The sequence below is a fragment of the Streptomyces liangshanensis genome, assembly GCF_011694815.1.
Lineage (GTDB): Bacteria > Actinomycetota > Actinomycetes > Streptomycetales > Streptomycetaceae > Streptomyces > Streptomyces liangshanensis.
Genome location: NZ_CP050177.1, coordinates 33,978 through 54,183, shown reverse-complemented (window position 1 = coordinate 54,183; position 20,206 = coordinate 33,978). Strand labels below are relative to the sequence as shown.

Sequence of the window (20,206 nt, the reverse complement as noted above, 5' to 3'; positions counted from 1 at the left end):
GGACGACGGCGACGCTGACGACGGGAGGCAGGGCGGCATGACCACCATCGAGACGGTTTCCCTGGACGAGGCACGCAGAGTGATCGAGGCGGGCGAGAAGAAGGCCCGGGACATCGGTCAGCCCAGCAACATCGCCGTGGTCGACCACGGCGGGAACCTCGTGGCGCACATTCGTATGGACGACGCCTGGATCGGCAGCGTCGACATCTCCATCAACAAGGCCTTCACCGCGCGCGCCTTCGACATCACCACCCAGGACCTGGCGGAGAACGCGGGCCCGGGTGCGCAGTTCTTCGGCATCAGCGGATCCAACCAGGGCCGCGTCATGATCTTCGCCGGCGGGGTCCCGCTCTACCGGGACGGCAAGGTCGTCGGCGGGGTCGGTGTCAGCGGCGGCTCGGGCGAACAGGACCAGACGGTGGCGGAAGCGGCCGCGGCCGGCCTCTGACTACGGCAACGAACTGGTCACGACTGTACGTACACGTGCAACTTCGCAGCGGGCCCGGGGGTCTTAGGGATGACCAGCAGATTGGTCGTACCTAAGAGGAGCTCACCATTTCCGTCATACGCAAGACCATGACCGCCACCGCTGTTGTCACGGCGGTCCTGGCGGGTTCCGCCGCCTGCGGCACGGTGGAGAACCTTTCCGCCGGGCAGAAGCTCGACCGTGCCGTCGACAAGCTCGGCGCCGAGCGCTCGCTCGGCTTCGAGCTGGACCTGGACGCCGACGCCAAGACGTTGCAGGCGCTGGACGCCGACGCGGCCCCCGGCGAGGAACTGCCGGACCAGGTCGCCGAGTTGCTCAGCGGCGCCAAGATCTCCGTATCCGTGCAGTCGAAGAAGCCGCTCGCCGAGTCCGGCGAGAAGGACATCACCGGCGTGGCGGTGAAGGTCACCGGCACGAAGGGCGACCTGCTGGAGTACCGGGTCGTCGGCGACTACACCTACTTCCGTGCCGACGTGGACGCCCTGTCGAGCGCCGCGGGCAGCCCCGCCCCGGCCGCGGACGAACTGCCCCCGGAGGCAGGCGCGTTGAAGAACATCCTGGAGGGCGACTGGGTCAAGGTCGCGACGAAGGACCTCCAGCAGGGCGCCCTCGGCGAGGCCGGCGGCGGCAAGCCGTCGCCGGAGCCCACGCTCGACGCCAAGACGCAGAACAAGATCGTGAAGGCGCTGCGGGGAGTCATCGCCCGTGACGTCGAGTTCAAGACCGCCGCCGAGAAGGACGGGACGGAGCACATCACCGCGACCGCCCCCTTCCGTACGCTGCTCACCGGGCTCTTCGACGGGCTCCGTCCCCTGTCCAAGGAACTGCCGGCGGGCGCCGAGCTCCCGACGGACAAGGACTTCAAGGACGCCCCCAACGCGAAGGTCACGGCCGACTTCGCCCTGAAGAACGGCGCGCTCACCGAGGTGTCCGTGGACCTCGCCAAGCTGGCGGAGAACGCGAAGGTGAAGCAGCTCGCGGTGGTGCTGCGCATGAACAAGGGCGAGAAGGCCACCGTTCCGGCCGCCGCCACCGAGATCAAGCTCGACGAGCTGATGCAGGGCTTCCTCGGCTCGTCGCCGCTCGCCCCCGCGGTGTGAGCGACGGCCTCACCGCGCAGCCAGGACAACAGCGGCCCCCGACCCGGACGACCACGGGGTCGGGGGCCTCTGTCCGCTCCACCACGACGTGTCAGGCCGGCCCGGAACGATCCTCCGGTGCGTGCGAACGATCCTCGGGCGCACGCCGCCGCCCCGCCCGCCCGGCTCTCTCCGCGTCGCGGATCGCCTCCACCGGGTAGGGCGTCTCCCTACTCCCGGTCCTGAGCGCGCGGAAGAAGTCCGCCATCACCGCCGTGACCGGCGCGTGGCGCGCCACGAGCGCGGCGGCCGCCTCCGGCATCCCGGTGGGGCGCTCACCCCGGGCGTACGCCCGCACCCGCGCCTCGCGCTCCTCCCTCCCGTACCCGTACGCGTCGGTCACCAGCCAGTTGACCAGGTACGCGGCGCTGTAGGCGCGGTCGTACCCCCGGTGCCGCCCGAAGAAGTCGGCCTCGTCCCGCGTCACCGGCGTCCATCCGCTCACCCAGCCACGCGTGGAGCGTGCGCGGGATGTACTCCAGGAACAGCGCGACACTCGCCGAGGACTCCCGCAGCCCTTCGATCCGGTCGCGCACCTGGGCTCCGCCGCCCCAGAACGCGACGGTCCTCTCGACGTCCGCCAACTCCTCCGGCAGGGGCGTCGAGTCCGGCAGCACCCGCCAGTGGTACATCAGGGGGAATCCCTCGTGGTCGCCCGCGAGCACCCAGTCGGTGGTCATGGCGTGGACGGCGAGCTCCCGCCAGGCTCCGAACCCCGGTCCGCCGAGGCCGTAGTGGCAGAAGGCGGGCAACCCGAACACGTTCGCCGTGGACCGCGTGTGCTCCGGGAGCCTCTCCCGGTCGGTGAGGGGCACCCGCTTGACGAAGACAGGGGTCCCGTCGACGTACGACAACGACGACTTCCCCCCGATCCCGGTGCCCAGGGGGACGCCGGTGTCCACCAAGGCGCGCAGGTCGTCGTCACCGAGCCGGGCGAGGCGGGTGGAGACGGCGCCGTGGGCGGTGAGGCGCGCACCGCGTGTCAGGTCGGTCCCGGTCACCGAGAACCCTCTCCGTGTGTCGTGTCCGTGTGTCGTGTCGTCCGTCCGACGGTCAACGGTGAGATGCCCCCCGGGGCGTTCCCCGCGTCAGCCCACCGGCGAGGCGTCACCCAAGCGCTTCCGGAAGAAGGCCGTCAGTTCGGCCACCGCCGGGGTGACGTACTTGTCCTTGTCGTAGAGGTCGACGTGGCTGGCGCCGTCGATCCAGTGGAGCCGTTTGGGCTCTCCCGCGTCGGCGAACGCCTCCGTCGTCATGTGCGAGGTGACCGCCTCCGTTCCGACGATCATGAGCAGCGGGCGCGGGGCGATCAGCGAGACGAAACGGAACGGCTCGAAGGTCACGATCCGGTCGACGCTGTTCCACGTGAAGGCCTCCGCCGAGCGCGGGTGCCGCGCCCGGTCGGTGCGGTAGTACTCCCAGCCGTCGAAGGTGTGCGGGCCGAGCGCCCTGGCCTCCTCCTCCGTCGCCGGGAAGATCGGGAACACCCCCGCGCCCTCACCGCGGGCTTCCGCGCTGCGGGCCGCGGCGGCCGCGTCGAGCATGCCCCGGACGACGGCGGGGTCCTGGGTACCGTCGGCGCCCTCGCGGAACTGGCGGCCGATGTCGGCGGCGCTGACGGTGGCGACCGCGCCGATCCGGTGGTCGGTGGCGGCGGCCGGGACGACGTAGCCGCCGGAGGCGCAGATCCCGAGCGCGCCGATACGGTCCGGGTCGACCTCGGGGCGCACGCCGAGGAAGGAGACGGCGGCCTTGATGTCCTCCACCCGCTGGTCCGGGTCCTCCAGGCCGCGCGGGACGCCTTCGCTCTCGCCCTGGTGGGCGGCGTCGAAGGCGAGGGTGACGAACCCCTCGCGCGCCAGGCGCTCGGCGTACAGGCCCGCCGCCTGTTCCTTGACGCCGCTGGCGGGGTGGCCGACGACGATCGCGGGGAGCGGGTGCGGGGCCTCGGTCCGGGGGCCGGGGGCGTCGGGGGTGTACAGGTGGCCGGCCAGCATCAGGCCGTTGCTGGGGAAGGTGACGTCCGTCCTCATGACGATCTCCATGATGATCTTCTGCGAGCTGTTGCGCTGACCCGTCCACTGTCACGCCGCGGCGAGGCGGGTGCCAGGGAGGGTGTTGCCCATGCAGGCCCGTACCAGGCACGGCGGCACCGATATCCTGGGCGTATGAACGAGGACGACCTTCCCTCTCCCGCCCCGGTGCGCCGCAGGGACGCGGCGGCGACCCGGGCGTCCATCCTGCTGGCCGCCCGCGAGGTCTTCACGCGGCTGGGCTACGACGGGGCGGGCGTGCGCGAGATCGCCCGGGCGGCGGACGTGGACACGCGGCTGATCGGCCGGTACTTCGGCTCCAAGGAAGGCCTGTTCGCGGAGGTCGTCGACCTCGCCTACCAGAAGTCCCTGATGATGACGCCGGACGTCACCGACGAGGCGGCCCGCGCCCTGCTGACCGGCGAGGACGAGGCCGCCTCCGACGGCCTGCTGCTCACGCTCCGCTCGGCGTCCAACGCGCGGGCCGCCGCGATCATGCGGGCCAGCATCGAGGGCGACTACCAGCGCAAACTGGCCGACGCCCTGCCCGGCGCCGACGCCGACGCCCGCGCGGCCCTGCTGGTCTCCATCTGCTCCGGCGTCCTCCTGAGCAGGATGCTCCTCGGCAACACGCTGATGAACGGCCCGGACGTGGAGCAGCTGGTGCCCTACCTGCGCGCCGCCCTGGACGCGGTGGCCCGCGACCCGGCGGAGGGCGTCCGCCCCCCGGACTGACACCCGGTACTCCGGGTTACGCCCCCCAAGGTCAACTCCCGCGAACCGTGTGGAGCAGAATGCGATGACCGGTCCGTGTACGACTCACGGACCGCACCCAACGCGCTTCGCGTTCCTAGGAGTTGGACGTTGAGAAGACTCATGGCGGCACTGGCCGCCGGACTCTGCCTGGCCGCCCTGTCGTCCACGGCGCCGTCCGTCGCTTCCCCCCTCACCACAACCGCCACCCGCACTCCCACCCCCGCCCGCGCGGCCTCCATCGCCTGGGGAGCCTGCACCGACCCCACGCTCGTCCAGGGCGGCGCCGAGTGCGGCACGCTCCAGGTGCCGCTGGACCACGCGGACCCCGCGGGACCCCGGGTCACCCTGGCGCTGTCGCGGGTACGGCACACCTCGCCCGACACCGCGTACCAGGGCGTCCTGCTCGCGGCGCCCAATCCGCTCGGCGGCTCGGGATACACCTCGTCCCTGCTCGGCTCGCGCCTGCCGGGCAGCGCCGCCAGTACGTACGACTGGATCGGGTTCGCCCGCCGCGGCCTCGCCCCGAGCGTCCCGGCCCTGTCCTGCGATCCCACGTACATGGACTTCGACCGGCCCGACTACGTACCGGCGAACGCCGCCGCCGAGCGGGCGTGGCTCGACCGGACGGCGTCGTACGCGGACAAGTGCGCGACCAACTACCCCGGCGGGGTCCTCGACCACATGAAGACGACCGACACGGTCGCCGACATGGAGTCGATCCGCCAGGCACTCGGCGCGCCCCGGCTCTCCCTCTACGCGCAGTCGTACGGCACGTACGTCGCGCAGGTCTACTCCACGCTCCACCCCGAGCGGGTCGGCCGGATGGTCCTCGACAGCAACGTCGACCCGCGCCGCACCTGGTACGACGCCAACGGATTCGACCAGGCGGTCCCGCTGGAGCGGAACCTGCACACCTGGTTCGCCTGGCTGGCCTCGCACGACGCCACGTACGGTCTCGGCGCCACCGAGAGCGACGTGGCCCGCGTCTGGGACGAGCAGCTGGCCGCGGTGCGCCGCACACCGGCCGCCGGGGCGGTGGGTCCCGACGAGTGGATCGACATCTTCCTCGTGGCCTCGTACTTCGAGCAGAGCTGGCCGATGCTCGGCTCGGCCCTGTCGGGCTGGGTCCACCAGGGTGACGGAGCCACGCTGAAGGCGCTCTTCGCGCAGCTGAGCCAGCGGGGCAACGACAACACGTACGCGGCGCTCCTCGCCGAGATCTGCACCGACGGCCCGTACCCGTCCGACTGGAGCACCTGGCGTGCGGACTCGCAGGCCGCCCACGCCCAGGCCCCGGACACCACGTGGGGCAACACCTGGTTCAACGCCCCCTGCCTGACCTGGCCCGCCGCCCCGGGAACTCCCGTGCGGATCGACGGATCCCGCGTCGCGAGCGCGCTTCTCGTCGACGGGACCCAGGACGCGGCGACCCCCTTCGAGGGCAGCCTGGAAGTACGGGTCCGCTACCCGCACTCCGCGCTGGTCGCGGTCGCGGGAGGCGTCGACCACGGCGCCACGCCGACCGGCAACGCCTGCGTGGACCAGCCGATCGCGGACTACCTCGCCACCGGCGCGCTTCCCGCGCGTCACCCGGGCCGTCACGCCGATCTGACGTGCGCACCCCTGCCGGCGCCCCAGCCTGCTTCCTGAGACCGCGCGTGCGCCGCGATCCGGAACGCGGATCGCGGCGCACGCGGCGGTGTCCGCGTCAGGGGTGCGGCCCGGTCCGCCTGTGATCCGTACCGGCCGGCTCGGTCCGCGAGGACCAGCGGAGCAGGAAGTGGAGCGCCTCCTCGGCGGGGCTGCCGGGCGGCGCGGTGTAGGTGACCAGACGCTGGTCGGGCCGGGTGTCGACGGAAAGCTGCTGGACGTCGAGGGTCAGGGCGCCCACCACCGGGTGGCGGTAGCTCTTCGTCAGCTCGCGGGGCCCCCGGACCTGGTGGGTTCCCCACCACGCCCTGAAGTCCGGGTCACGCACGCTGAGTTCGCCCACCAGCGCTGCCAGGCCCGGGTCGTCGGGATGGCGGCCCGCCTCCATCCGCAGGACCGCCACGCACTCGCGCGCGACGCGCGGCCAGTCCGCGTACAGGGAACGGAACCCGTCGTCGAGGAACGTCAACCGGAACAGGTTGCGCTCCCGTGGCGGCAGCGCCCCGAAGTCGATCAGCAGGGCCACCGCGGCGGAGTTCCAGGCGAGCACGTCCTGCCGGGGCCCCAGGACCAGCGCAGGGATGTCGGGCATGCCGTCGAGCAGCCGCAGGAGCTGCGGATCGACCCGCTGCTCGGCCGGCCGCCGCGCGGGCGCGGCCTGGGTGACGTCGGCCACGGCGAAGAGGTACGCGCGCTCGTCCGGCTCCAGTCGGAGCGCGTCCGCCAGCGCGTCGAGCACCGGGCGCGAGACCCTGCGCGTCCTGCCCTGCTCCAGCCGTACGACATAGTCGACGCTCACGTGCGCGAGCTGGGCCAGCTCCTCGCGGCGCAGGCCCGGCACCCGGCGCAGGCGGCCGTCGTCCGGCAGCCCCAGCCGCCGGGGGTCGAGCGCGGCGCGGCGGGCGCGCAGGAAGTCACCGAGCTCGTGCCGGCCGGGTGTGTCGCGGTGCTGCTCCATGCCTCCAGTGTGCTGCGGGTCGCGGTCGTGTGCCTGGTACCGGTGTGCCTACCCGGCGGGCCGGTCCGTGGAATGATCGCGGTGACGGGCCCCGGACCCTTCCCCGCCCGGAAGGGCCCGCGAGGGCACCGGGGGAGTGGGGAATCCGGCATGCCCGAGGGGTGGGAGTGGGACGACACGTTGTTCCTGGGGTCGGCCCCCTACTACCGGCGGGGGAGACTCCCGTACGCCCCCGGACTCCCGGACGTACTGGCCGACGCGCTCGCCCTCGACGGCCGGGGACGCCTCCTCGACGTGGGATGCGGACCGGGCACCCTCGCCCTGGGCCTGGCACACCTGTTCGGTGACGTGGTCGGTGTGGACCCGGACGGCGGCATGATCGCGGAGGCCGAGCGGCAGGCGCGCGGGACGGGCGTCTCCGCCAAGACCCGGTGGGTCCGGGCCCGCGCCGAGGAACTCCCCCTGGACCTCGGGACGTTCACCGGCGCGGCGTTCGGCCAGTCCTTCCACTGGATGGAACGCGACCTGGTGGCGTCGGTCGTCAAGGACATGCTCGTACCCGGCGGGGCTCTCCTTCACCTCGCGGACCTGAAGACGGAGACCAGGACCGCCGACGGCCTGCCCCACCCCGCGGTCCCGTACGCCGAGATCACCGCCCTGACCGAGCGCTACCTCGGGCCGGTACGACGGGCCGGCCGCGGCATGCTCCGCCACGGCACACCCGGCGACGAGGCCGCCGTCCTCACCCGGGCCGGGTACGCCGGCCCGCGGCGGTACGTGGTGCCGGGCGGCCAGGAGCTGGTCCGTACCCGGGAGGACGTCGCGGCCTGGGTGTTCTCGCTCTCGTTCTCCGCGCCCCACCTGTTCGGCGGGCAACGGGACGCCTTCGAGGCGGACTTGGCACGGCTGCTCCGGGAGGCCTCCCCGTCCGGGCGGTTCTCCGAGCGGGGGCCGAGCACCGAGGTGTTCGTGTGGGACGGGCCCGGGTAGGGCCGAGGCCCGGGGCGGCTTCCACGAGAGTGTGAAGCCTCGTGCGCCCGTTCGATGATTGTTCGGTAGGTTGACCGACCATGTGGGCAATGAGCGCCGTCGGGTGCCGTCGTTGGGGAACGGCCGGGGCCGCCGCGATCGCCGTGGGAGGCTGGTTCGCCGGAGCGCTCCCGGCCCGTGACCCGTGGGGGATCTGGGTACGGCACGGGTCCCTCGTCACCGGGGCGGGCACCGTCCTCGCGTACGCCGGACTGAGCGTGCTCGTCGTGGCCTGGTGGCGGTACGGCAAGGCCGGGGCGGGCGTACGGGACACGCTGGTCACCCTCGCCTGGTGGGTGGCCCCGCTGCTGCTCGCGCCACCGCTCTACAGCGCCGACGTCTACAGCTACATCGCCCAGGGCGCGATGGTCCTCGAAGGCCACGACGTCTACACCGCCGGACCGTCGGTCGTCGACCCCGCGGGCCTCGGCGGCGATGCCGCCGCGAGTGTCGGGGGCAACTGGACCGACACCCCCGCGCCGTACGGCCCGTTCTTCCTGATCCTCGCCCGGGCGGTGGCCTGGACGGCGGGCGGGGCGATCGTCCCCGCCGTACTGGGCATGCGGCTCCTCGCCCTCGGCGCGCTGGTCCTGATGGTGTGGGGCCTGCGCCACCTCGCCCGGCATCTCGGCAGGAGCGAGAGCGCCGCGCTCCGGTTCGGCGCGCTCAACCCGCTGCTCCTCATGCACGTGGTCGGTGGCATGCACAACGACGGCCTGATGATCGGTCTCCTGCTCGCCGGTGTGGTGTTTGCCCTGCGCGGGAGGTGGATCGCCGGGAGCGCGCTCATCGGGCTCGCCTTGATGATCAAGTCCCCTGCCGCGCTGGCCCTGTTGTTCATCGGCGTGCTCGTGGGCAGGGCGGCCTCGGGACCGCTCGTACGCCGCACGGCCAAGGGCCTGCTGGCGCCCGGCCTGATCGCCGGGGCGGTTGCCGTCGCCGTGACACTGATCGCCGGCACCGGCTTCGGCTGGCTCCGGACGCAGGGCGTCGCGGCCGGCATACACACCCCGCTGTCGGCTACCAGCGACCTGGGCCTGGCGCTCGGCACGCTGCTGCACGTCCTCGTCGGCACCGACCCGGACCCGGTCACGGGCGCCGTCCGGACCCTGGGCCTCGTGGCGGCCCTCGCGGTGATCGCCCACCTCGGGTGGCGGGCGGCGCGTGGCCGCGTGGAGCCGGTCCACGCGCTGGGGCTGGCGCTGCTGGCCCTGGTCGCGCTCTCCCCGATGGTGCAACCCTGGTACCTGCTCTGGGGCATGACCGTCATCGCCGCCACCACCTGGAACGGCCGGGCCGGCACCGTGGTGGCGGTGCTGTCGGCGGCCCTCGCGTACGAGACCGTGCCCAAGGGAGCCACCCCGCCGTTCGCCTTCGTCCTGGTGGGCGTCGTGTGCGTGATCGGCACGCTGGTGGTACGCCGCGAGCGGACCGCGTCGCCGGGCGAGGCGCGCCTCCCGGGCCAGCGCCGCGCGGTGAACGACGGTGCCCGCGCGGCCGACGGGGTCGTGGGGGCGGCCGGCGGTTCGTAGCCGACGGGGCTCCCGGACCCGGGCGTGCGAGGTGAGGGCACCGCGTGTGCGTGCTCCCGCACGCCCGGGCCTGTCGCGTTCTCCCGCCGGGGCACGAGGGAAGGAATGCGCCGTCCGTGGTGAGTTCCGGCCGGGGTGATGGGGTGGGCGATGTCGTCGAACGACGCGGACGTGATCGTGGTCGGAGGCGGGGCGATAGGTCTCGCGTCCGCGTGGGAGGTGGCCCGGCGCGGACACTCGGTGCTCGTGCTGGAACGGTTCGGCACAGGCCACGACCGGGCGAGCTCCGCCGGACTCGAACGGCAGTGGCGCATCCAGTACAGCGAGGAGCGGTGGTCACGGCTCGCGCTGGAGACCGTGCCCCTCTGGCACGCCCTGGAGTCCGCGGCGGGCCTGCGGCTGGTCCACCGGACGGGCAGCCTGTGGTTCGGCCGCGCCGGGGTGGCGACCAGTGAGGGCGAACTGCGGGCCGCGGGCGCGGTGCTGGAACGTCTCGGCGTGCCGTACGAATGGCTGTCGGCGCCGGAGATCGAGGCACGCTTCGGCTTCGCCCGGCTGCCGGCCGACCACGAGGGCTTCTATCAGCGCGACGGCGGTGTGATCGACGTCAAGGGGACCGTCGGCGCCCTGTCACGGCTCTGCTCCCTCGCGGGGGTGCGCGTCCGCGAGAACGAACGGGTACGGGCCGTCGAGCCCGACGGCGAGGGCGTGACGGTCCGTACCGACCGTGGAGTGCACCGGGCCGGCGCGGTCGTCGTGAACGCCGGCGCGTTCACCGACGAGTTGCTCGCCCCGCTCGGCTGCGCGCTGGACCTGCGGGTCTTCCGGATGAGTTCCGCCTACTTCGCCCGGCGCTCGGACGGCATGGACCTGCCGACCTGGTACGCCTTCCTGGAACCGGAGGACGGCGCCGCCAACGGATCCCTCTACGGATTCGGCCACAACCCGTGGACGGGCAGCGGTCTCGTCCGGGCCGCCTCGGACGCGGAGCGGCCCGTCGGGGACGCCGACCCGTCGGTGCCCGGTCTCCCGCACGGCGGCGACCTCGCCACCACCGCCGCCTGGGTACGCGAGCACCTCCCCGGTCTCGTACCGCGCGGCGTACGCGCGAGCACCTGCCTCGCCGCACTCCCCGCCGACCCCGGCCGACAGTTCCACCTCGGGGCGCTGCCCGCGACGGTCCCGCACGGCGAGCGCGTGGTGGTGCAGTCGGCGGGATGGGCCTTCAAGTTCGTCCCCATGTTCGGCCGGATCTGCGCGGACCTGGCACTCGACGGCCACAGCGCCCACCACGACCCCGCGTCGGCGCTCGCGTGACCGGCCGTACGGGTGCCGGATCCGTACGCGTCAGCCGGTTCACCGGCCCCCGGGGAACGACCCTCCACCTGGCGTTCGCCACCTGCGACCCGGCCCGACCCCTGCCCGCCAACGGGGGGTTGCGCGTACAGGCGGGCGGCCCTGGCTTCCCCGACCCCGAGCGTCTCACCCGCCGCCTGGCCACCGAGATGCTGCTCAAGCACCAACTCCACCGCACCGGCTTCTGGGGCGCCAAGATGCTCGTGACCGGCGCCGACGCGGTGGACGACGCACTGCTCGCGGCCGTGGCCCGGGTGCTGGACGCGCACGCGGGCACGCTCTACACCGGCGCCGACATGGGAGTGACCACCGCGGACATGGAACGGCTGGCACGCATGACGCCGTACGTGCTCAACGCGATCGGAAGCCGCGTCGCACCCCACACGGCGACCGCCTTCGGCGTGTGGGGCGCGATCGAGGCATGGGCCCGCGGCCCCGTCACCGGCCTGCGCGTCCTGGTGCACGGCGTCGGCAAGGTCGGCGGCGCGCTGGCCCGCGAACTGGTCGCGGCGGGCGCCTCGGTCCTGACGTACGACACGGATCCCGGCGCCCCGGACATCCCCGGGAGCCGCCCGGTCCGGGACTGGGCCGCGCGGGAGGTCGACGTGCTGGTGCCCTGCTCAGTGAGCGACCTCGTCGACCCGGCGCTGGCCGGGCGGTTGCGCTGCGGCGCGGTCATCGGATCCGCCAACGCGGTCCTCGCCGAGGAGGACACCACGGCCCGGATCCTGCGCCGCCGCGGGATCGACCACGTACCGACACCCCTGACCGGCGCGGGCGCGGTCATCGTCGACTCGATCGAGCACTACGCGCCCGCGGCCTTCCGCGCCGCGTCCCCGGACCGCGTGTACGCGTTCGTCCGGCAGACGGTACGCGCCGCCGTACGCGACCTGCTGGACACCCCACCGGGACTGGCCCCGTCCGCGATCCCTCACCACGCCCGGGACCTGACGCCACATCCGTTCTGCGGCCTACGCTTCCCCCCACCCACTACGAACGACGACCTCCAGGTGCCCAACACATAGCCGTCACCGGACCGCGCCCGGGTCGAACGGCCCCGACTCGAACACCCCGAACCCCTCGACGACGCTTCTCGGGCCGGCCGCCGTGCCCCTGAGGGCGAGCCGGCTGCCCATGAACCGCAGGTCGACGAAGAACCGGATGGTCGCGCCGGACCGCCCGACGCCGTGGATGCGCGCATCGATGTACCCGAGACGGTTCAGGACTTCCCTGACCCGTGCGGGGGTGGGGCGCGCCAGGCTCCGGAGCGCCCGGCCCACGCGCTCCTCGTGGAGCCGCCTCGCGCACCACTCGTCCTCGTGCAACTCCGTTCCCCGATCCGGCGCGAGGGTGGCGGGAGGACCGGACGGGGCCGCGCCGATCGGCGGTATCCGCTCCGGACGGCTCCGCGGCCTTTCCCCTGGGGGGATCACCTCGTCCCCGCCGGGGGTGGCCCCCACACACGTCTCCCCGACCGTGGTGAGCATCTCCAGGAAGGCCATCTCGGCATCGGGCCGGGGCATCCCGGTGGCCGGCCGTGCTCCCACGGCGCCGGACGTGTCCCGGGCGTGCGCGGCCCCCGCCTTCGTGGTGCCGCACGCGGTCAGCGCGAGGGCGGCGAGCGCCGTGATCGCCAAGGTCGCGCCCGGGACGGCGTACCGCGAGCGGCGCGGGGAGCGTGCAGTAGTGCTGGTCCGTAACGGAGTTCGTGTCATGCGCCCAGTCTTCGATCACCCGACCGGCGGCGCATGAGCACGCGTACTCACCCTCCCTGATCACCCGACGCGCCCAGCGGGAGAGCCCAGGGGAGTGAAAGAACCGGGCGGGCTCCCGCCACGGAATACGGTGCGGCCGGTCACGGGTTGTGGTCGTCATGACCGACACATCTTTCGATCCGTACGAGCTGCTCGCGCACAGCCGGCTCGGTGTCCTCGCGACGATCAAGTCCGACGGCCGCCCCCAGCTCTCCCCTGTCATGCCGACGTACGACCGGGACGCCGGTGTCATCCGCGTGTCGACGACGGAGCGGACGGCCAAGATCGCGAACCTGCGCCGGGACCCGCGGGCCACGCTGGAGGTGACCAGTCAGGACGGACGGGCGTGGGCCACGGTCGAGGGCACGGCCACCCTCGTCGGACCGGGGAGCGACCCGCACGGCCCCGAGGTCGGGGTCCTCGTCGACTACTACCGCGCGGCCGCGGGCGAACACCCGGACTGGGACGAGTACCGGTCGGTGATGGTGTCGGACCGGAGGATTCTGATCACGATCACGGTCGACAAGGTGTACGGCACCCGCATCGGCTGACACGAACAGCCCGGCGGAGGGACACAGGTCCGCCGACACGAACGGGCCGGTCGCGCGGAACATCCGCCCGACCGGCCCGTTCGCGCGCGGGGCACTCACGCGATGACGAGGTCGACCTCCACGTTGCCGCGGGTCGCGTTGGAGTACGGGCAGACGTGGTGCGCCGCGTCGACCAGCTGGCGCTGCTGCTCGGGGTCGAGGCCGGGGAGGTGTATCTCCAGGCGGACCGCGATGCCGAAGGCGTTGTTCTCGATCGGGCCGAAGGAGACGGACGCGTCGATCGACATGTCCTGCGGCACCTTGATCTTCAGCTTGCCGCTGACCGCCTTCAGGGCGCCGATGAAGCAGGCGGAGTAGCCGGCGGCGAACAGCTGCTCGGGGTTGGTGCCCGGTCCGCCGGAGCCGCCCATGACGGCGGGCGTGGACAGGCTGATGTCCAGCGCGCCGTCGTCGGTGCGGCTCGCGCCACCCTCGCGGCCACCGGTGGTGTGGGCGTGCGCCGTGTAGACGACCTTCTCGAGCTTGTTGACCATGGGTCTGCCACTTCTCTCAGGTGATCCCGCAACTCGCGGGGCGGCGATCCGCTCCGCGTACCAGAAAGGTAGTACACAACTGAATTTTGCACAACCATATGGCGCGGCCCGCTCACCTGCGTAGACTGGACCCATGGGTGGAGAACTGTCAGCGGACGACACGGCCGGAGCGGCGGAGACCGGCGACGGCCTGATGCTCGATCTCCAGCTCTGCTTCGACCTGCTCAAGGCGTCCAGGGCGTTCAACGGCGTGTACCGGAACCTCCTGGGCGCGTCCGGCCTCACGTACCCCCAGTACCTGACGATGATGACGCTCTGGGAACACCGCGAGATGCAGGTCAAGCAGCTCGGCGAGGTGCTGCGGCTCGACTCCGGCACCCTGTCCCCGCTGCTGAAGCGGCTGGAGGCGGCGGGCCTGGTGACGCGGGAGCGCAACGCGGCCGACGAGCGGTCGGTGACGGTCCGTCCGACCGCGGACGGCCAAGCCCTGCGCGAGCGGGTACGGGAGGTGCCGGGGCAGATCATGGCGGCGACCGGCCTGAGCCCCGAGCAGGCGGCGGACCTGCGGGACCGCCTCCGTACCCTCACCGACTCGCTGGACACCGCCGCGCGCACGTACCCCGCGTCGGACTGACCCCCTACCGGCCTCGCGAGACACCGCGCCGGAGGGGACCGGTCGGCACGGCGACGCGCCGGCTCAGGAGCCGTCCGCCCTCCTGGCCCACGCGTCGGTGGCGTCCTGCGGGGTCGGGTAGCTGGTGAGGATCGGTTCGAGCCCGACGAGGCGCAGGATGCGCGCGACATGCGGGGGGACCGCCGCCAGGGCGAGCGTGGCCCGGGCGGCCTCGGCGTGGTTGCGGGCGGCGATCAGGACGGTGATGCCGCTGGAGTCGCAGAAGGTCAGCCCGCCGAGGTCGACCAGCAACTGCTGCCCCGGTTCCAGCTCCAGGGTGGGCAGCAGGTCGCGGACCTCCGGGGCCGACTCGTAGGCGAGGTCGCCGGCGAGTTCGAGGACCGGTCCGGCCGCGGACCTCCGGGTGCGGACGCCGAGGGGGTTCACCGGGCGCCCTCCGTCCCGGGGAGCGGCACGCCGATGGCCAGGAGCGCGGTGTCGTCGTCCAGCCCCTCGCCGAAGGTGTCGAGGAGACCGGTCAGGTGTGCCACGGCGGCGGCCGCCGTGGTCGGTGCCAGCTCCCGGCCGAGGCCGAGGAGCGCGTCGTCGCCGAAGCGTTCGCCGTCCGGGGGCGTGCGGGCCTCCGTCAGGCCGTCGGTGTACAGGAGCAGGGTGTCGCCCGCTTCCAGACGCACCCGCGTGGTGGCGAAGTGGGCGTCGGGGATGACGCCGATGAGCTGCCCGCCGGGGGTGGGCAGGTAGTCGGCCGAGCCGTCCGCGCGCATCAGCAGGGCGGGCGGGTGACCACCGCCGGCCAGCGTGACCTCGAAGCCCCCGTCGCCGTCCGGGGTGAGGAGCCCGAAGACGGCGGTGCAGAAGCGCGGGTCGTGGCCCTGGTACTCCTGGTTGAGGACGGTGTTGAGGTTCGCGAGGACGGCGGTCGGCACCGGGTCGTAGACGGCCGCGGCGCGCAGGGTGTAGCGGGCCAGGGAGGTGACGGCCGCCGCGGCGGCCCCCTTGCCGCAGACGTCGCCGAGGAACAGGCCCCAGGTCCCCGGGGTCAGGCCGAACAGGTCGTAGAAGTCACCACCGACGAGGTCGGCCGAGGCGATCCGGTAGTACGCGGAGACGTCCAGGCCGGGCACGGGGGCCAGGGCCGGCGGCAGCAGCGTCCGCTGGAGTGTGGCGTTCAGGCGCTGGAGCCGTTCGCGTTCGAGGTCGGACTCACGGCGCGCCCGCAGCAGTTCGGTCTCGTACGCCCGGCGGTCCCGCGCGTCGAAGACGGTGGTACGGATCAGCAGCGGCTGCCCGTCCGCGCTCTTCTTCACCGTGGAGGTCACCAGGACCGGGAGGCGGCTGCCGTCGGCGGCCTTGAGCTCCAGCGCGATCCCGCTGATCTCGCCCTGCATGCGCAGCAGCGGGGCGAAGTGGGTCTCGTGGTAGAGCCTGCCGCCGACGGTGAGGAGGTCGGCGAAGCGCCTGCGCTCCACGAGATCCTCGCGGCGGTGGCCGAGCCATCCCAGCAGCGTGCCGTTGATCTTGGCGATCTGGCCGTCGAGAAGGGTGGACAGGTAGCCGCACGGGGCGTTCTCGTACAGGTCCTCCGCGCTGTCCTCCAGCAGGGACGCGAACAGCGCGCTTCCGCTTCCGCCGCTCTTCCGGTCCGCTTCCCCGTCCTGCGCCCCGCCACCGGACCCGGACTCCGGCAGACCGGCGGCGGGGCCTCCCGTCTCGCACATCATCGGGTGTCCTCCACGAACGCGGTGATGGCCGTGGCCGTGGCCTCCGGGGCGCTCAACTGGGGGCAGTGGCCGGTCGCGTCCAGCGTGACCAGCCGGCTTCCCTTGATCCGCGCCTGCACGAAGGCTCCCACACCGGTCGGCGCGATCGCGTCGTCCGCGCATTCCGCCACCAGGGTCGGGGCGCTCACGCGCGGCAGGTCGGCCCGGTTGTCGGAGCGGAACGTGGTGTGGGCGAAGGCCCGCGCGATGGCCGGGTCGGTACGGCAGAAGCTGTTCGTGAGCTCCTCGCCCAGCTCGGGACGGTCCGGATTGCCCATGATCACCGGAGCCATCGCCCCCGACCAGCCCAGGTAGTTGCTGTCCAGGGACTCCAGCAGCTCGTCGATGTCCTCGGCGCTGAATCCGCCCCGGTACTCCCCGTCGTCCAGGTAGCAGGGGGACGGGGTCAGGAGGACCAGCCGCTCGAAGCGCTCCGGTTCCCTGTTCGCGGCCAGCACGCCGATCATCGAACTGACCGAGTGCCCGACGAACGTGACCGGACCGAGACCGAGTTCCCGGCAGATCTCCAGGACGTCGTCCGCGTAGCCGTCCAGGGACCCGTACCGTTCGGCGTTCCAGGCGGCCAGGTCCGAGCGTCCGGCACCGACATGGTCGAAGAGGACCAGGCGGAACCTCTCCGCGAGAGCGGGCACCACCAGGCGCCACATGTTCTGGTCGCACCCGAATCCGTGCGCCAGCATCAGCACCGGACCGTCGGCGCGGCCGGTCACCACCACATGGTTCCTGTTTCGTATATCCATCCGACATCCTCGTACCGACCGTGAATACCCGCGGAGTTCGTACCGGAAAAGGGACCGGCCCCGCGTCACACGTGGGCGGGGCCCCGGCGTCATCGACGGGGCCCCACCCACATGTCACGCGCGACGCCGTCTACCAGCGGTACCAGCGTCCGCGCTTGCCGCCCCCACCGGTGGGACGGACCAGGAAACCGAGCACCCAGACCACCAGCACGATGATGGCGATCCACCACAGGATCTTGAGTGCGAAGCCCGCGCCGAAAAGAATCAGGGCGAGCAGAAGAACGAGAAGCAGGGGAACCATGATTATCAACCTCCAGGGCAGCGTGTGCCCCCGGGCGATCACTTCACACACACGGATCCCGGGGTAATTCCTCCCGCACTCCGAGTGGCCCGCGACGCCTGTCCGGCAGCGGAAAGAATCACGGATTCCCTTATCCACCCTCACGATTCACCATCACGTTTCCGGTGGCAATTCGGAAACGAAAGCATCACGGCGGGATCGCCCCGGCCGGGCACTCTCCCGCCCGGGTCCGCCCGCCCCGGCCGGGACCCGCGGTGCCGCTGCCGCGCACCGGAGCCGGGAAGGTTCACGGGTACGTCGGGCATACTCGGGCCCTGCGGGGCACGTCAGCGCCCGCGAGCAGCGGGAGGTGCGCGATGGTGTCGCCGGCGAGGTCGGAACCCCGAAGGGTGACGATCCATGATGTCGCCCGCTCGGCCGGGGTGTCCCGGCAGACCGTGTCACGGGCGCTGAACGACAAGGCGGAGATCGACGGGTCCACCAAGCAGCGGGTGCTGGACGCCGCCCGTGAACTGGGCTACCGGCCGAGCCGGTTCGCCCGGGGTCTCGTACGGCAGGACACCACCACCATCGGCCTGGTGATCCCGGACCTGCTCAACCCGTTCTTCACCGAGGTCGCCGCCGCGGCCCTGGAGGCGGCGCGGGCCCGCGGCTGGCACGTCGTCGTGTACGACACCGCGGACCGGGCCGAGGAGGAGTTGAGCACGCTCCAGGTGATCGGCTCCCAGGTGGACGCCGTCGTCGGCTACTTCAGCTGCTCCGAGAGCGACCTCGACCGGTTCACCCGGGGCATGCCCATGGTCCTCATCGGCCGTGAACCCCGGATGGGGCGCTTCAGCTCGATACGGATCGACGGCGAGGCCGGCGTCCACGCCGCGATCGCGCACCTCGTCGCCCGGGGCCACACGCGGATCGGGATGCTCGACCACGACAACCGCGCCGAGCCCAGCGTCCGGCGCGTCTGGTTCACCGCGGCCGCGACGGCCCTCGGCGTCGACCCCGGCCTGGTGGCCGGCGCCGGCCAGTCGGCCGACGGCGGGGGAGCGGGCCTCGGCAACCTCCTCGCCGCCCACCCCGACGTCACCGCGGTCTTCACCTTCAACGACATCGTCGCCATCGGCGCCCTGCGTGAAGCGCGCCGGCTCGGCAGGAGCGTCCCCCGGGACCTCGCCGTGATCGGCTTCGACGGCCTCCAGTTCGGCGCTCTCGTCGAACCTCCGCTCACCAGCGTGGCGCTCGACACACGCCGGCTCGGCGCCCTCGCGATCGACCAGGTCGGACGCCTGCTGACCGGCGCCGACTCCCTGGAGCCCGGCGAACTCGTCGTCCGCGCCGAGCTGAGACCGGGCGGGTCCGCGTAACCTGCGCGACGTCTGTTCGACCCGAATGTCTTGACATACATCCGGACCGGAGCGCAAACTTCCGGAAAATTCACGGACTTCCGTGAACGTTCACGTGAGCGCTCACGCGAACAGGATGTGCCACTCCCGCAACGGCGTTCGATGCTCGGTCCGACGCAGTGGCGCCGGTGACCACACCCGCGCATTCCAACCAGAAGGCATCCCGTGCCTTGAGGTGTCAACGTCGACGCGTCCAGCAGTGCAGCTGGACACTCTGGAAGGAAATCATGAGAAACACCGCCTCGCGCGTCCGTCTCGCCGCCGTCGCCGCGGCAGCGGGCATCGCCGTGCTCGCCGGCTGTTCGTCGTCCGACAAGCCGGACAGCTCCTCGGCCGCCGCTTCCTGCGAGCCCGCGAAGGGCAAGGTCACCCTCCAGTACTGGAACACGGTTCCGGGCATGGACCAGGTCGTCGCCCTGTGGAACAAGAAGAACCCCGACATCCAGGTCCAGACGAAGAACATCTCCAACGACCAGTACGGCACGATCAGCAACGCCCTCAAGGCGGGCAAGGCCCCCGACCTCGCGCAGGTCGGCTACGACGAGCTGCCCAACCTGCGGACCCAGAACGCGTTCGTGGACGCGTCGGCCTGCAAGGAGGCCACCGCCGCCAAGTCCAAGTTCGTCCCCTGGACGTGGTCGCAGACCAGCTTCGCGGGCACCGGCGTCTTCGCCCTCCCGCAGGACACCGGCCCGATGGCCCTCTACGTGCGCAGCGACCTCTTCAAGCAGCACGGCCTCGCGATACCGAAGACCTGGGACGAGTACGCGGCCGAGGCGAAGAAGCTGCACGCCGCCGACCCCAAGCTCACCATGACGTTCTTCGACCCGAACAACGCCGAGTGGTTCAACGGCCTGCTCTGGCAGAACAGCGCCGAGATGTACTCGTACTCGGGCGGCAAGTGGCACGTCACCGTCGACTCCGCGCAGAGCCGGCAGGTCGCCGACTACTGGCAGAAGATGATCGACGACAAGCTCGTCCGCACCGACCTCGCCAACGGCTCGACCCAGATGTACGCGGCGTACCAGCAGAACCAGATCGCCAGCTACGTCGGCGCCGCCTGGGGCTACAGCATGTTCCGCGACAACCTGCCCAAGCAGTCCGGCAAGTGGGCGATCGTCCCCATGCCGACCTGGGGCACCAGCGCCGCGTCCGGTGACTGGGGCGGCTCCACCGTCGCGTTCATGAAGGGCAGTAAGCACCTGTACGAGTCGGTCAAGTTCAACACCTGGCTGAACACCGACCCCGAGGCCCTCGCCCTGGAGAACAAGCTCGGCGGCCTCTACTCGGCGTCTCCGGTCGGCACCGGACTGCCCCAGCTCGCCCAGGGCGTCCCGTACTACGCCGGCCAGAAGATCTTCGACGTCTTCGCCGAGTCGTCCAAGAACATCGACACCAGCTTCACCTGGGGACCCACCCAGAAGACGGTCAACCTGAGCCTCCAGGACGCCATGGCCAAGGCCGCCGCCGGAAAGGGCACCCTCGCCGACGCGCTCAAGACCGCCCAGTCGACCGCGCTCAGCTCGATGAAGGACCTGGCCATCCCCGCCCAGGCGGGCAAGTGACCGCAGC

20 protein-coding genes and 1 pseudogene are annotated in these 20,206 nt (G+C 72.1%); 12 read left to right on the top strand and 9 right to left on the bottom strand.

All coding sequences use genetic code 11. From position 1 onward, the window contains the following. Positions 1-37 precede the first annotated feature (37 nt). Both HA039_RS00235 and HA039_RS00230 read left to right on the top strand, forming a co-directional pair. Positions 38-448 (top strand): GlcG/HbpS family heme-binding protein, encoded by a 411-nt coding sequence (locus tag HA039_RS00235; protein WP_167022035.1) that lies wholly within the window; start codon positions 38-40, stop codon positions 446-448. Between the two features lie 128 nt (positions 449-576). Beyond that, positions 577-1,587, top strand: a complete 1,011-nt coding sequence (locus HA039_RS00230) for a hypothetical protein (RefSeq protein WP_167022033.1) — start codon at positions 577-579, stop codon at positions 1,585-1,587. Between the two features lie 91 nt (positions 1,588-1,678). Here the strand turns inward: HA039_RS00230 and HA039_RS00225 are convergent. Continuing rightward, positions 1,679-2,627, bottom strand: a pseudogene (locus tag HA039_RS00225) (protein kinase family protein). A gap of 87 nt (positions 2,628-2,714) precedes the next feature. Continuing rightward, positions 2,715-3,671, bottom strand: coding sequence for an alpha/beta hydrolase (locus HA039_RS00220; RefSeq protein ID WP_243868950.1), 957 nt, complete (start codon positions 3,669-3,671; stop codon positions 2,715-2,717). Positions 3,672-3,794: 123 nt separating this feature from the next. Between HA039_RS00220 and HA039_RS00215 the strand changes: the two genes are divergently transcribed. Both HA039_RS00215 and HA039_RS00210 read left to right on the top strand, forming a co-directional pair. Then, positions 3,795-4,394, top strand: coding sequence for a helix-turn-helix domain-containing protein (locus HA039_RS00215; protein ID WP_167022031.1), 600 nt, complete (start codon positions 3,795-3,797; stop codon positions 4,392-4,394). A 129-nt stretch (positions 4,395-4,523) separates the two neighbouring features. Continuing rightward, the gene (locus HA039_RS00210) at positions 4,524-6,065 is read left to right on the top strand and encodes an alpha/beta hydrolase (RefSeq protein WP_208298504.1); all 1,542 of its coding nucleotides are present in this window, start codon (positions 4,524-4,526) and stop codon (positions 6,063-6,065) included. Positions 6,066-6,123: 58 nt separating this feature from the next. On the opposite strand, the gene HA039_RS00205 is transcribed toward HA039_RS00210, so the two are convergent. Further along, complete coding sequence (locus HA039_RS00205; protein WP_167022029.1) at positions 6,124-7,023, bottom strand: helix-turn-helix domain-containing protein; 900 nt, start codon at positions 7,021-7,023, stop codon at positions 6,124-6,126. A 150-nt stretch (positions 7,024-7,173) separates the two neighbouring features. Between HA039_RS00205 and HA039_RS00200 the strand changes: the two genes are divergently transcribed. From HA039_RS00200 to HA039_RS00185, 4 genes are all read left to right on the top strand, one after another. Next, complete coding sequence (locus HA039_RS00200; protein WP_167022027.1) at positions 7,174-8,013, top strand: class I SAM-dependent methyltransferase; 840 nt, start codon at positions 7,174-7,176, stop codon at positions 8,011-8,013. 80 nt (positions 8,014-8,093) lie between these two features. Further along, positions 8,094-9,584 (top strand): polyprenol phosphomannose-dependent alpha 1,6 mannosyltransferase MptB, encoded by a 1,491-nt coding sequence (gene mptB, locus HA039_RS00195; protein ID WP_167022025.1) that lies wholly within the window; start codon positions 8,094-8,096, stop codon positions 9,582-9,584. A 150-nt stretch (positions 9,585-9,734) separates the two neighbouring features. Next, entirely contained in the window at positions 9,735-10,901 is a 1,167-nt protein-coding gene (locus HA039_RS00190) for an FAD-dependent oxidoreductase (protein ID WP_167022023.1), read from the top strand. Then, positions 10,898-11,965, top strand: coding sequence for a Glu/Leu/Phe/Val dehydrogenase (locus tag HA039_RS00185; RefSeq protein WP_167022021.1), 1,068 nt, complete (start codon positions 10,898-10,900; stop codon positions 11,963-11,965). The genes HA039_RS00190 and HA039_RS00185 overlap by 4 nt, the downstream gene beginning before the upstream one ends. Before the next feature lie 3 nt (positions 11,966-11,968). On the opposite strand, the gene HA039_RS33530 is transcribed toward HA039_RS00185, so the two are convergent. Beyond that, complete coding sequence (locus HA039_RS33530; protein WP_208298503.1) at positions 11,969-12,655, bottom strand: hypothetical protein; 687 nt, start codon at positions 12,653-12,655, stop codon at positions 11,969-11,971. 158 nt (positions 12,656-12,813) lie between these two features. Between HA039_RS33530 and HA039_RS00175 the strand changes: the two genes are divergently transcribed. Then, positions 12,814-13,245 carry a PPOX class F420-dependent oxidoreductase gene (locus tag HA039_RS00175; protein WP_167022019.1) on the top strand — a complete coding sequence of 144 codons (432 nt, stop codon included), beginning with the start codon at positions 12,814-12,816 and terminating at the stop codon, positions 13,243-13,245. Positions 13,246-13,340: 95 nt separating this feature from the next. Here HA039_RS00175 and HA039_RS00170 read toward each other — a convergent pair whose 3' ends face one another. Then, complete coding sequence (locus HA039_RS00170; protein ID WP_167022017.1) at positions 13,341-13,778, bottom strand: organic hydroperoxide resistance protein; 438 nt, start codon at positions 13,776-13,778, stop codon at positions 13,341-13,343. Positions 13,779-13,911: 133 nt separating this feature from the next. Between HA039_RS00170 and HA039_RS00165 the strand changes: the two genes are divergently transcribed. After that, the gene (locus HA039_RS00165; RefSeq protein ID WP_167022015.1) at positions 13,912-14,412 is read left to right on the top strand and encodes a MarR family winged helix-turn-helix transcriptional regulator; all 501 of its coding nucleotides are present in this window, start codon (positions 13,912-13,914) and stop codon (positions 14,410-14,412) included. 63 nt (positions 14,413-14,475) lie between these two features. Here HA039_RS00165 and HA039_RS00160 read toward each other — a convergent pair whose 3' ends face one another. From HA039_RS00160 to HA039_RS00145, 4 genes are all read right to left on the bottom strand, one after another. Then, a complete protein-coding gene (locus HA039_RS00160) occupies positions 14,476-14,838 on the bottom strand; it encodes an STAS domain-containing protein (protein WP_167022013.1) in 363 nt (120 codons plus the stop codon). Continuing rightward, entirely contained in the window at positions 14,835-16,130 is a 1,296-nt protein-coding gene (locus HA039_RS00155; protein WP_167035847.1) for a PP2C family protein-serine/threonine phosphatase, read from the bottom strand. The genes HA039_RS00160 and HA039_RS00155 overlap by 4 nt, the downstream gene beginning before the upstream one ends. Then, entirely contained in the window at positions 16,130-16,933 is an 804-nt protein-coding gene (locus HA039_RS00150) for an alpha/beta fold hydrolase (protein ID WP_167022011.1), read from the bottom strand. The genes HA039_RS00155 and HA039_RS00150 overlap by 1 nt, the downstream gene beginning before the upstream one ends. Before the next feature lie 130 nt (positions 16,934-17,063). Then, positions 17,064-17,234: a hydrophobic protein gene (locus HA039_RS00145; RefSeq protein ID WP_167022009.1), complete on the bottom strand. Its 171-nt coding sequence runs from the start codon at positions 17,232-17,234 to the stop codon at positions 17,064-17,066. 356 nt (positions 17,235-17,590) lie between these two features. Here HA039_RS00145 and HA039_RS00140 point away from each other — a divergent pair, with 356 nt between their 5' ends. Further along, positions 17,591-18,595, top strand: coding sequence for a LacI family DNA-binding transcriptional regulator (locus HA039_RS00140; protein WP_167022007.1), 1,005 nt, complete (start codon positions 17,591-17,593; stop codon positions 18,593-18,595). A 266-nt stretch (positions 18,596-18,861) separates the two neighbouring features. Then, positions 18,862-20,199, top strand: a complete 1,338-nt coding sequence (locus HA039_RS00135; RefSeq protein ID WP_167022005.1) for an ABC transporter substrate-binding protein — start codon at positions 18,862-18,864, stop codon at positions 20,197-20,199. Positions 20,200-20,206 lie beyond the last annotated feature (7 nt).